General features: G+C 70.9%; 10 protein-coding genes. 2 read left to right on the forward strand and 8 right to left on the reverse strand.

What is annotated here, in order from left to right:
- Window positions 1-63 precede the first annotated feature (63 nt).
- From BLQ63_RS01045 to BLQ63_RS01070, 6 genes are all read right to left on the reverse strand, one after another.
- The gene (locus BLQ63_RS01045) at window positions 64-1,572 is read right to left on the reverse strand and encodes a multicopper oxidase family protein (RefSeq protein WP_091027289.1); all 1,509 of its coding nucleotides are present in this window, start codon (window positions 1,570-1,572) and stop codon (window positions 64-66) included.
- A gap of 78 nt (window positions 1,573-1,650) precedes the next feature.
- The gene (locus BLQ63_RS01050; RefSeq protein WP_091027290.1) at window positions 1,651-2,604 is read right to left on the reverse strand and encodes an NAD-dependent epimerase/dehydratase family protein; all 954 of its coding nucleotides are present in this window, start codon (window positions 2,602-2,604) and stop codon (window positions 1,651-1,653) included.
- 112 nt (window positions 2,605-2,716) lie between these two features.
- Entirely contained in the window at window positions 2,717-3,307 is a 591-nt protein-coding gene (locus BLQ63_RS01055) for a TetR/AcrR family transcriptional regulator (protein ID WP_091027291.1), read from the reverse strand.
- 75 nt (window positions 3,308-3,382) lie between these two features.
- A complete protein-coding gene (locus BLQ63_RS01060; protein WP_091027292.1) occupies window positions 3,383-4,273 on the reverse strand; it encodes a carbohydrate ABC transporter permease in 891 nt (296 codons plus the stop codon).
- The gene (locus BLQ63_RS01065) at window positions 4,270-5,253 is read right to left on the reverse strand and encodes an ABC transporter permease (protein ID WP_218124979.1); all 984 of its coding nucleotides are present in this window, start codon (window positions 5,251-5,253) and stop codon (window positions 4,270-4,272) included. The genes BLQ63_RS01060 and BLQ63_RS01065 overlap by 4 nt, the downstream gene beginning before the upstream one ends.
- Window positions 5,250-6,920 (reverse strand): extracellular solute-binding protein, encoded by a 1,671-nt coding sequence (locus BLQ63_RS01070; protein WP_091027293.1) that lies wholly within the window; start codon window positions 6,918-6,920, stop codon window positions 5,250-5,252. Before BLQ63_RS01070 ends, BLQ63_RS01065 begins: the two co-directional genes overlap by 4 nt.
- Window positions 6,921-7,205: 285 nt before the next feature.
- On the opposite strand from BLQ63_RS01070, the gene ligD reads away from it, so the two are divergent.
- Window positions 7,206-8,147: a non-homologous end-joining DNA ligase gene (gene ligD, locus BLQ63_RS01075; protein ID WP_091027294.1), complete on the forward strand. Its 942-nt coding sequence runs from the start codon at window positions 7,206-7,208 to the stop codon at window positions 8,145-8,147.
- 102 nt (window positions 8,148-8,249) lie between these two features.
- The gene (locus BLQ63_RS01080) at window positions 8,250-8,648 is read left to right on the forward strand and encodes a DUF427 domain-containing protein (RefSeq protein WP_091027295.1); all 399 of its coding nucleotides are present in this window, start codon (window positions 8,250-8,252) and stop codon (window positions 8,646-8,648) included.
- On the opposite strand, the gene BLQ63_RS01085 is transcribed toward BLQ63_RS01080, so the two are convergent.
- Both BLQ63_RS01085 and BLQ63_RS01090 read right to left on the reverse strand, forming a co-directional pair.
- Window positions 8,645-9,856 carry an ROK family transcriptional regulator gene (locus tag BLQ63_RS01085; protein ID WP_091027296.1) on the reverse strand — a complete coding sequence of 404 codons (1,212 nt, stop codon included), beginning with the start codon at window positions 9,854-9,856 and terminating at the stop codon, window positions 8,645-8,647. The genes BLQ63_RS01080 and BLQ63_RS01085 overlap by 4 nt on opposite strands.
- A gap of 157 nt (window positions 9,857-10,013) precedes the next feature.
- Window positions 10,014-12,149, reverse strand: coding sequence for an alpha-galactosidase (locus BLQ63_RS01090; protein WP_177154732.1), 2,136 nt, complete (start codon window positions 12,147-12,149; stop codon window positions 10,014-10,016).
- Window positions 12,150-12,320: the final 171 nt, after the last annotated feature.

The raw sequence follows: 12,320 nt of genomic DNA on the forward strand, positions 1-12,320 counted from the left end.
GCGCATCGCCGCCGCCCGACGGAACCCCGCGGTCCCGTCGGGCGGCGGCGATGCGGTCCCGCCTCACCCGTGGTCGTGCGCGGCGGCGGCCACCGCGCCGACCTCCTCGCCGTCGCCGAGGACCACGAACTGGCCCATCATGCCCTCGTCCTCATGCTGGAGCACGTGGCAGTGGAACATGTACGGCACGTTCGGGTCGGTGTACTCGCTGAAGCGCAGCGCCAGCCGGTTGCGCTCCCCGGGGATGAGCGGCACGGTGTCCTTCCAGCCCCGCAGGTGCGGCGGCGGCTCCTCGCCGGCGACCTCGAGGACCTGGAACTGGACGTCGTGGACGTGGAAGTTGTGCAGGAAGCCGTTGTCGTTGACGACCTCCCACACCTCGACGGTGTCCACCCGGACGCCGAAGTCGATGCGCTCCATGGCCATCGGGTTGCCGTTGATCGCGTCCTCGCCCAGTGTGAAGGACCGCTCCTCGGCGACCGCGCCGAGGTCGAGGTCGGGCGCGGCGCCCATCGCGGCGGGGATCTCGGTGTCGTCCGCAAGGGACTCGGCGGCCCGGAACCGGCAGACGTCCAGTTTGTCGGCGAAGCCGTCGAGCCGGCCCATCACGCCGCCGATGTCGGTGGGGAAGGAGCGCAGGTCCACGGTCTCGCCGGGCTCGAAGGCGACCACGATCTCGGCCCGCTCCCCGGGCGAGAGCTGGAGTCGGTCGGTCTCCCACGCCTCGGGCAGCAGGCCGCCGTCGGTGGCGATGAGCGAGAAGGGCCGGTCGTCGCCGAACCCGAAGTGGTACATGCGGGCGGCCGAGCCGTTGAGCAGGCGCAGGCGCACCAGCCGGGTCGTGACGTCGAAGTACGGGCCGACGGTGCCGTTGACGAGCAGGTGGTCGCCGATCACGCCGAGCGCGCCGAACAGGGTGGCTCCGTCGTCGAACTGGTTGTCGCCGTCGAACTTCCGGTCCTGCACGATCATCGGCACGTCGTCCACGCCGTAGGTCTGCGGCAGGTTCAGGCCCTCGGACTCGTCGTCGTCCACGATGAACATCCCCGCGAGGCCGCGGAGGAGGTGCGCGGCGGTCTTGCCGTGCGGGTGCGGGTGGTACCAGAGGGTCGCGGCGGGCTGGTCGACCGTCCACTGCGGCGTCCAGGTCTCGCCTGGTGCGACCTCCTGGTGGGGCCCGCCGTCCATGACCGCGGGCAGGCGCATTCCGTGCCAGTGGAGCGAGGTCGCCTCGTCCAGTCCGTTATGGACGGCGAAGGCGATCTCCTGGCCGCGCCTGGCGCGCAGCGTCGGTCCGAGGAAGGTCCCGTTGACGCCCCACGTGTCGGTGGCGGGCCCGTCGGTGAACCGGGTCCGCCCGGCCTGGATCTCCAGGTCGAACACCCTTGCGCCCGAGGGGTCGTCGGTGGACTGGGCGAGCGGGGGGATGGCGAGCGGGCGGTCGAAGTCGACCTTGCCGACGGTGTCGAGGCTCGCGGTGGCGAGCTGGACGCCGAAGGCGCCGGTGCCGCCGAGGACGAGGGCCCCGCCGCCGATGCCGATGGTGAGACCGATTGCTTTGCGACGTCGCATGTTCGTGTCCTTCGAGGTGGTCGCGATGGGGGAGGGTCGGGCGGCGCCCCGCCCGGGGCGCCGCATCCGTTGGCGGGACTAGTGGAAGGCGTCGCCGGCGAGCGCGGTCTGGAACCAGGCGACGGTCTCCTCCAGCGCCTGCCGCATCGGCGTGGGCCGCACGCCGAAGGTCGACTCGAACGCGGCGGAGACCATGTTCTGCGGGATCTGGTACTGGTAGAACATCTCGGCGAACTCGGACATGAACTGCTCGTCGAAGGGCCCGTAGGGGACCGGTTCGGTGATGAGTTCGATCGCGAGCGGGCGCCCGGTGATCGACTCGATGACCCGGTGGAGGTCGGCGGTCGGCACGGCCGGGTTCGTCGGCAGGTGCCAGACCTCGCCGTCGCCCCCGTCGTCGGCGCCCAGCGTCGCCAGCCCCCGGGCCACGTCCTTGATGTAGGTGAAGCTGTGCGGCAGGGTGATGTCGCCGATGGCCAGCGCCGGCCCCCCGGTGATCGCTCCGGGGAAGAACGCCCCGCCGAAGGTCGCGTTGAAGACGCCGGGGCCGAAGAAGTCGGCGGCCCGGCCCAGGACGGTGCGCGCCTCGCCGCTGCGGTGCGCCGCCAGGTACCGCGCGTCGAGCTGCGCTCGCATCGCGCCCTTGCGGCTGGTCGCGGCCCACGGGGTCTGCTCGGTGATGGCCTCGCCGTCCGCGGTCCCGTAGGGGTAGAGCGTGTCGAGGACGACGAGGCGCGCGTCGTGCGCCGACGCGGCCCCGATGATCGCCTCGGTGACGCCCGGCAGGGTCGCGACCTGGAGGTGGTACGCCACGTTGACGGCGTGGTAGATCACCGCGGCGCCCTCGGTGGCCGCGATGGCCCCCTCGGGCGTCGAGACGTCCGCCTTCAACCGCTCGATGCGGTCGTCGACCTGGGGGATCTCCCCGCGGGAGACGTGGCGGACGCGGTGGCCCCGCGAGGCGAGTTCGGCGGCGGTGGCGGTCCCGGCGGGTCCGGCGCCGAGGACGACGTGGAGGTGCTGCTCGTTCATGGCGGTACTCCTTCAATTGAATGAGTGGCTGTTCACTCACTATTTTGGTCAAAAGAACGCCCGCCTGAGGCGGGTGCTCGTTCTCGACGTCCGCGGGGCGCGAACGCCGTGGTCAATCGGCGGGCGATCCGCTCGGCCTGGCGTCCGCGTGGCGGATGCCCTCGGTCAAGAGCTTCGCCCACGGGGCGTCGACGTCGAAGGCGTCGATCGTGGTGAGCAGGTGGCACAGCTGGCCGACGGCCAGGAACTGCTGGATTCGCCACCCCTCGACCCGCGTGCGGGACGCGAGGTAGTCGGTGAGTGCTGCGATGCCCCCGCGCACCGCCTCGCCGATCAACGGCTCGACCGTCGCGGCGGACTGCGCGTGCACCTGGAGCATGAGGAGGTCGCGGTCCCCGATGAGGTCGGCGTACGCCTCGCCCATCGCGTCGAGCACTCCCGTCGGCGAGGCGTCCTCCGCCGAGTCGCCCGCTCGCTTGAACTCCGCCATGATGCGCCGGTAGCACTCCTCGAGCGCGGCGGTGAACAACTGCGTCTTGGAGGTGAAGAGCTTGAGCACGTAGGCGGGGGAGATGCCCGCGTGCTTCGCCACGTCGGCGATCGTGACGGCGTGGAAGCCGCCCTGCGCGAACGTCGCCACCGCACTGGAGACGACCTTCGCACGACGTTCGTCGGCCGTGGAGAGCACGCGATCGGATTTCATGTGAGTGACTGTACACTCATTCTTTTCGCGATGTCAAGCCGGGCCGCGCGAAGCGGCCCGGCTCGACCTCCCGGGTCAGCCCTTCACGGCCCCGATGATCACGCCCTTCTTGAAGTGCTTCTGCACGAAGGGATAGATGATCAGCGCCGGCACGATCGCGATCATCACGATCGCCATCTTCACCGCCAGCGTCGGCGGCGCGTTGCTCAGCCCCGACGCCTGCGGCAGCGGCGCCGACTCCACCACGTACGTCCGCAGCACCAGCGCCAGCGGCCACTTCGACGTGTCGTCGAGGTACAGGAACGCGTTGAACCAGTTGTTCCAGTACGCGACCGCGTAGAACAGCGTGACCACCGAGATCACCGCCTTCGACAGCGGCGCCACGATCTGCCACAGCACGCGGAACTCCCCGGCCCCGTCGATGCGGGCCGCGTCGAACAGCTCCTGCGGGATGCTCATGAAGAACGCCCGCAGCACCACCACGTTGAACGCCGACACGGCCATCGGCAGGATGATCGCCAGGTAGTTGTCCCGCAGGCCGATCGCGCTGACCCACAGGTACACCGGGATGAGCCCGGGGAAGACCACGAACATCATCAGCACCGAGAACAGGATCGTCTTGTGCCCGAACGAACCCGGGCGCGACAGCGAGTACGCCCCCAGGACCGAGACGACCACGCTGACGACCGTGCCGACCGCCGTGATCGCCAGCGACACGATCAGCGACCTGAGCACCACCGGGTTGCGGAACATCTGCTCGTACGCGTCGAAGGTGATCCCGTCGCCCGGCCAGACCACGAGACCGCCCACGCGGTTCACCGTCTCCGAACTCGACAGGCTCGTCAGCGCGATCGTATAGAGCGGGAACAGGACCAGCAGCGCGATCACCACGATCGCCGCGCCCTTGGTCGCCTTCCCCGCGACGGTGGGCCGCTCCTCCCACGCCGCGCGTTTCACAGCACTCATGACTTGGAGTACACCCCCCGCTCGCCCATCATGTGGGCGGCCTTGTTGGCGGCGAGGATGAGCACGAGCCCCACCACGCCCTTGAACAGGCCCGCCGCGGCCCCGTAGTCGAAGTCGCCGGTGCGGATGCCGCTGTAGTACACGAAGGTGTCGAACACTTCCGACGCCTGCGAGCCGACCGCGCTGCGCTGCAGGAAGAACTGCTCGAACCCGACGTTGAGCGCGTCGCCCAGCCGCAGGATCAGCAGCAGCACGATCACCGGCCGGATGCCCGGCAGCGTGATGTGCCACAGGCGCCGCCACCGCCCCGCCCCGTCGACCGCGGCCGCCTCGTACAGGTTCGGGTCGATCGCGGCCAGCGCCGCCAGGAAGATGATCGCCCCGAAGCCCGCGTCCTTCCAGATCGCCTGCGAGGTCACCAGGAGCAGGAACGTGTCCGGATCGGTCATCCAGTCCACGCCCTCGAAGCCCCCGGCGCGCAGCAGCTGGTTGAGCAGGCCCGCCCCGCCGAGCATCTGCTGGAAGATCGCGATCACGAGCACCCAGGAGAAGAAGTACGGCAGGTACACCACGCTCTGTAGGAGCGAGCGCAGCTTCGCCGACACCAGCGAGTGCATCAGCAGCGCCAGCATGATCGGCACCGGGAAGTAGAACACCAGCTGGAACGCGGTGATCGACAGCGTGTTCACCATGGCCCGCATGAACTCCGGGTCCGAGAACAGCATCTGGAAGTGCGTGAAGCCGACCAGGCGCGAGCCGAAGATCCCGCCGGTGTAGGGCTTGTAGTCCTGGAAGGCGACCACGTTGCCCAGCGTCGGGATCCACCAGAACCCCCACACCAGGATCATCATCGGCGCGGCCATGAGGAGCAGCGGCCAGTCCCGGCGCAGCCGGGTCCTCCAGTGCACCTTCGGCTTCACCGCGCGTTTCGGAGCGTCCCCGGCCTTCGCGGCCGGGGACTCGACGGTCGGAGCGGTCACAGGCGGTCGTTGTCCTCGGCGACGCCGGTGTAGTACTCGCGGGCGGCGTCGCCGACCTTGGCGCGCCAGTCCTCCACGATGGTCGTCCAGGCGGCCACGTCGCGCTGGCCGCGGTAGATCTCGTGGTGGGCGTCCTTCATCGGCTCGTTCTCGGCGGCGAGGTCGGAGGGCATCTCGACGCGCAGGCCCTGGAACGGGCTGGGGTCCAGGAACGGCGCGGCGTTGGTCTCCCACGCGTGCAGGGATTCGACCATGCCCGGGTACTGGAACTTGTTGTTGGCGTTGGACCGGCCGGAGAGGAACATGTAGGTGGGCGCGACCTCGGTCTGGCCGAGTTCGGTGCGCTGGGGCACGCCCTCGGCGTCGACGACGAAGTGGACGCCCTCGACGCCGTCGGAGACCAGGTCGGCCTCCACGGTGCCGAACGGGGTCGAGCACCAGTTGGCGACCCGCAGGCACTCCTTGACCCGCTCCTCGGAGAGGTCCTTCTTGATGAAGGTGAACATGCCGGCGGGGTCGTCGCGCCAGATCGTGGGCGTGCCTCCGGGCTCGCGTGCCATCGGGTTCACGACCTGGAGGTCGAACCCCTCCACGTTGCGGTAGGTCGCGAACATCTCGTGCCAGGCGCCGAGACCGTCCTCGTAGAACACGGCCTGGCCGGAGCCGATGATCTCCTTCGCGTTCGTGTTGCGGTCGGCCACGTAGTCGGGGTGGACCAGGCCCTTGTCGAACACGTTCCTGGTGAACTCGACGGCGGCGGCGAAGGCCTCGGTCTCGAACTTGTGGACCAGCTTCCCGTCCTCGACCTTCCAGAGCGTGGGCACGCCCATCGCCTCCTGGACCGTCTGGTCGAGGCTGGCGAACGCCCAGCGGTTGTTCGAGGGGTCGTTCACCTCTTCGGCGATCGCGAGCAGCTCGTCGAGATTGGTCGGATGCTCCAGGCCCAGCTCGTCCAGGATGTCCTGGCGGGCGAACATCGCGTTCGTGTAGGGCGACCGTTCCCAGGGGATGCCGAGGAGCTTGCCGCCGAAGACGCCCATCGCCCACGCGGCCGTCGGGTAGGAGGCGAGCAGCGGGTAGTCCGCGGCGGCCTTGTCGCCGGCGAGGTGGGGCGAGAGGTCGGCGAACAGCTCGTTCGCGGCCTCGGTGAAGTCGGAGAGGTTCACGATCTCCCAGCCCGGGATCTGGAACATGTCCGGGACGTCGCCGCCGGCGAGGGTCGTGGTGATCTTGTCGAGGTAGTTGTTGCCGTCGGCGATGTTGAACACGACGGTGCCGCCGAGGATCTCGTTGACCGCGGTGAAGTACGAGTTGTCGGGCAGGCCGGGCGGGGTCGGGTTCCACAGCGGGGTGATCGCGGTGATGTCCTCGCCGGTGGTCATCACGGGCTCGGTGACGGCGGTGACCGGCTCGGCCGGGCGCGAGAGGAAGCCGGGGGTCACGGTGCCGTCCGGCTCGCCGGGCAGATCGGGCTCGATCCCGCCCTCGTACGGCGTGTACGTGGGGAGCAGGTCGGCGAGTTCGTCGGACCCGGCGGCGGTGCCCTCGGGGCCTTCGTCGAGGTCGCCGCAGGCGGTGAGCGAGACGGTGACGGCGGCGGCGCCGCCGGCCTGGAAGAGGGTTCGGCGTTGGACGCGGTACTCGGGTCCGCTGGAGGTGTCGCCCATGGCGATGCCTTTCGTAGGGGGAGTCGAGGTGCTCTGCTGGTTTATGGCCGCAGGCGTCGCCAATGCCGGGTGTATGGAGTTTGCGAGGGTTCGGATTTTGTAGGGACGTACGATCAAATATAACTACATCGATGAGACCCGCGCAACACCCACCCCACTGAACGACTCCCGTCCAGCTCATCACGCCCACTGATAGTCCATAGTGGTCGGTATTGGTGCGGCGTGGCGAAACCGCCTCGGCCCGCCGCCCTGTTTGCGGCCCCTTCGCCGGGGTAGCCGCAGGTCATGGCACCGACGAATGCGCAGACGATTCACGTGGACGGCCATGACGTCAAGGTCACGCATCCGGACAAGGAGCTCTTTCCGGACGACGGGATCACGAAGAGCGACGTGGTCGACCACTACCGGGCGGTGTCGGCCGCGATGCTCCCGCACCTGGCCGGGCGCCCGCTGACGATGCGCCGCTACCCCGACGGGATCGACTCCGGCGGCTTCTTCCAGAAGCACGCCTCGGACTACTTCCCGGACTGGCTCCGCACCGCCGAGATGCCCATGCGCAGCGAGGAGGGCACGGTCGACCACGCGATCGCCGAGGACGAGGCCGCCCTGGTCTACCTCGCCAACCAGAACACCGTCGAGTTCCACGTCTGGCTCTCCACCGTCGAGAAGCCCGACCACCCCGACCGCCTGGTGATCGACATCGACCCGCCCGACGGCGTCACCGTCGCGACCCTGCGCGCGGTCGCGCGCCACGCCCGCGACCTCTACGCCGACGTGGGCCTGACGCCGTTCACGCAGGCCACCGGCGGGCGCGGCTTCCACGTGGTCGCGCCGCTGGACCGCTCGGCCGACTTCGACCTCGTCCGCGACCTGGCCGACCGCCTCGCCGACCGCCTCGCGGCGAAGGAGCCCGACCTGCTGACCACCGAGCAGCGCAAGAACAAGCGCGGCGACCGGATCTTCCTGGACGTCAACCGCAACGCCTACGGCCAGACCTTCGTCGCGCCGTACTCGCTGCGCGCGCGGCCCGGCGCGGGCGTCGCGACGCCGCTGGACTGGTCCGAGCTCGGCCGCGCGACCCCGAACGGCAGCACCGTCGCGAGCATCCGCAGGCGCCTGGCACGCAAGACCGACCCGTGGGCCGGCATCGACGACCACGCGGGCGCCGCGGGCGAGGCCCGCGAGCGCCTCGACGCGCTCGAGGACGCGCCCAGAAATCCCCGGTGAGCCGGTGCCCCCGGCCCTTCCCGGAGTACGGTCGACCGTGTGATCGCCCCGGCGGCGAGGCCGGTCCGGTCAGCCCCGCAACGACGACGAAGGAGACGCCCGATGTCCCGTGAGATCAGGATTCCCGGCCCGGACCACCCGATCGAGGTCCGCCGGAACCCGAATCGCCTCCGCGTGACCGCCAAGGACGGAGGCGAGGTCATCGCCGACACGACCGCCGCCCTCACCCTCAGCGAGGCCGACTACCCGCCCGTGGACTACCTCCCACTGGCCGACGTGGACCAGAACCTCCTGGCGCGCACGGACAGCCACACCTACTGCCCCTACAAGGGCGAGGCGTCCTACTACAGCCTCGTCACCGCCGGGAAGGAGATCGCCGACGCGGTGTGGGTCTACGAGCGGCCGCACGCGGCCGTGCCGGAGATCGCGGGCCACGTCGCCTTCTACCCGCAGTACGTGGAGACCACCGTCGCCGAGTCCGAACAGGACCGCGGCGACTAGGAGACCGCGGTCCGCAGTTCGGGGTTCGGGGACTCGAGGAGGTTGCGCAGCACCACGGCCGCGCCGCCGACCGCCGTCGCCTGCGCGACGTCCCCGGCGAGCTCGACCTCCACGGTGTGCACGTGCCGCATGAACACCCGCCGGTTGAGCACCACCTGGAGGACGTCCCGGTAGGCCGGCCCGGACTCGGTGAACGCGTGCCCGGCGAGCACGACCCGGCCCACGTCGAACATGTTCACCAGCGAGACCGTGGCGATCGCGAGCCGCTGCGCGGAGTCGGCGATGAGCGCGGCCGCCTCGGCGTTCCCCTCGCGCGCGGCGCGCCCGATGAGGTTGAAGTCGGTGAGCGTGTCGGCGCCCAGGCCCAGCCGGGCCGCGAGCGCCGGGTTCTCAAGGGCCCGTTCGACGACCGGGCGCGGACCCGCGATCGGGTCGAGGCACCCGCGGTTGCCGCACGGGCACTCCTCGCCGAGCGCGTCGACCGAGATGTGGCCGAGTTCCACGCCGTTCGAGGTCACCCCGCGATAGGGGTGCCCGTCGAGGATGACGCCGCCGCCGATGCCGCCGGACATGAACACGACCGCGAAGTTCGAGCCCGACCCGCCCTGGGTCTGCACGCCCAGCCCCGCGGCGGTCGCGTCGTTCTCCAGCGCCACGGGCAGTCCGGTCGCGGCGGCGAGGGTCTCGGCCAGCGGGTACCGGAGCCATTCGGGCGTCGGGTGGGGCGTGATCACCACGCCCGCTTCGCGGTCCTGGGGCCCGTAGGTGGCGAGCCCGAGGCCGAGCACCTTCTCGCGGGGCACGGCCGCTTCGTCGAGCATCGAGCGCACCTGCCCGGCGAGGTCGGCGACGACCTCGGCGATCGGCCGCTTGCCCGAGCCGGGCATGTCGTGGCGGACCACGACCCGGCCGGCCAGGTCGACCACGACGCCGACCGCCGCGAACTGGTCGAGCTGGACGCCGACCATGTAGCAGGCGTCGGCCCTGATCCCGATGAGCCGCCTGGGGGTCCCGCGGTTCGCGGGCGCGGTGCCGACCTCGTGGACCAGGCCCAGCGCCGTGAGTTTGCGGACCGCGTGCGTCATCGTGGCCTGCGTCAGGCCGGTGGCGTCGGCCAGCTCGACGCGGCTGACGGCCCCGCGCTCGCGGATGATGTCGAGCACCACGGCCAGCGTCGGCAGTCGGGTGTCGGCGCCGAACGAGCGCAATGCGGTCTCCTTACTCGGGGCGAGCGGGGTCGGTGAACCCCTGGCGGGCAGGGATCACCTTACTGGACGCGCTCGGACCGCGGCCGGGCGAAATCGGCGGCGGCCGCGCACACTGGCGGGGCCGCCCGCCCGTTCCCGGACGGACGGCCCCGGACCGTCAGACCGCGGTCAGGTGCACCAGCATCGCCTGGACCGGCCACAGCACCGGCAGCTGCAGGCCCGCCTCGGCCAGGACGCGTCCTGAGAGGACCGTCTCACCGCCGTCGAGCCACGCCGGGGTCACCCAGCCCCACCGGGCCGCGCCGATCTCGTCGCGCACCCGGACGCGGTAGCGCCGCTCGGGATCGAGGCAGTCCAGGCGCAGGCGCTCGGCGAGCGAGTCCTCCAGCGAGGCCACCGTCGCGACGGTGAACACCGCCTCGGACCGGTCGGGTGCGACGACGCCGCGCACCCGCAGCGCCGGGTCCAGCACGTCGGGCCGGACCACGGTCCCGGTGTGCAGCAGCCCCCGCAGCTCCTTGTAGACCGCGGCGAACGCCGTGATCCGCTCGGTCTCCTCGTCGTCGCACGACAGGAGGTCCCATTCGAAGCCCGCCGAGCCCTGGAGCGAGGTCGCGATCCGGTACGGCAGCGCCGTGGCCCGGCCGGACGAGTGCGCGGGGGAGGGGCCCACGTGCGCGCCGATCAGTTCGGGCGGGAGCACCAGCTCGGTCCAGCGCTGGATCTCCTGGCGCTCCACCGGGTCGTTGGAGTCCGAGGCCCACACGCGGTCGGTGTGCGCCAGGATGCCCAGGTCGGTGCGGGCGCCGCCCGAGGAGCACGACTCGATCTCCAGGCCCGGGTGGTCGGACTTGAGCCGCGCGATGAGCCGGTAGGCCGCGAGGGTCTGCTCGTGCGTGCCGGGCGCGCCCGCGTGCAGCGGCTCGACCAGGTCCCGGTTGTGGTCCCACTTGATGAAGTCGATGCCCAAGGCGCCCACCAGCGCCGACATCTGCGACCTGACGTGCTCGAACGCGCCCGGGTTCGCCAGGTCCAGCACGTACTGGGTCCGGAACGACAACCCCTCGGGCGCGGGCACCGAAGCCGGGTTGGCGAGCAGCCATTCGGGATGGGCGCGGGCCAGATCGGAGTCGAGGTTGACCATCTCGGGCTCGAACCACAGCCCGAACTGCATGCCGAGGGAGTGCACGAGTCCGGCCAGCGGTTCGAGCCCCTTGGGCCAGACCTCGGGGTCCACGGTCCAGTCGCCCAGGCCCGCCTTGTCGTCGCGCCGCAGGTGGAACCAGCCGTCGTCGAGCACGAACCGCTCGACGCCCACGGCCGCGGCCTTGCGCGCGAGCGCTTCGAGCCGGTCCCCGTCGTGGTCGAAGTAGACCGCCTCCCAGGTGTTGAGCACCAGCGGGCGCGGCGTCTTCGGATGCTGGGGCCGCGAGCGCATCCAGGTGTGGAACCGCGCGCTGATCCCGTCGAGTCCGTCTGCGGCCCAAGCGAAGTACGCGGTCGGCGTCGCGTAGGTCCCGCCGGGGGCGAGCCTGATCTCGCCGGGGCGCACCAGCTCTCCGGCGCCGAGCACCGACACGTGCTCGTTGACGCGGTCGACCCGGTGGCGCACGTCGGCGCTCCAGCCCAGGTGCACCGCCCACACCTCGCCGCCGCGGTTGCGCGGTGCGCCGTTGGAGGCCAGCGTGACCCACGGCGCGTCGTGGCCGCCGCGGCCCCGGCGCGACTCGCGCACCGTGGTGCCGCGCGGCATCGGCGTCGTCAGCGGCGACTTCTCCCGGACCCAGCGCCCCGCGAACTGGGTGAGGTGGTCGGCGGTCTTCGGCACCGGCAGGGTCGCCTCCAGCCATGCCACGTCCAGCTCGCCCTCGCCGGTGTTGTCGAGCTCGTGGTCGACCAGCACCAGGCCGCCCTCGCCGATCGCGATCGCGGTGCGCAGCACCAGACCCGACGCGTCGTCGGTCGCGGTCAGGCGCAGCCGCGCCTCGCCGGCCTCCTCGACGGCCGTCGTCCACCTCGGGAAGACCGGCCGGCCCTCGCGGGTGGCGAGCAGTCCCGGCCGCCCCGACCAGCCGTCGGCGTCCTGGGGGACCAGCGGCAGGCGCCAGGCGGCGTCGAGCGTTCCGGGCGCGCTCTGGCGGCTGGTCGCCCGGTCGAACCCGGCGAGGTCGGCCTCGCCCAGGTCGCCCAGGTCGGCGCCCCAGTGCAGCACCGACGGCAGTCCCGCCGCCGGGTGCGCGAGGATCAGCGACACGCCGTCGCGACGCAGCACGGTCCAGTTCCTTGAGTTCACGATGCTCCTTCGTTGGCAGGTTCAGGCTGTTGTGGGCCCTAGGGCCTGTCCCGTGAATCAGAACGGTCGGGGTCCGGCCCATTTGCCCGCTCGCCGCGTTGTCAGTGCCTCTGAATACAACACCGGTATTCGGAGGCACTTCCGCTTTGCGAGCGAACGAATGGACTCGGA

The organism is Glycomyces harbinensis, from assembly GCF_900101745.1.
GTDB lineage: Bacteria > Actinomycetota > Actinomycetes > Mycobacteriales > Micromonosporaceae > Glycomyces > Glycomyces harbinensis.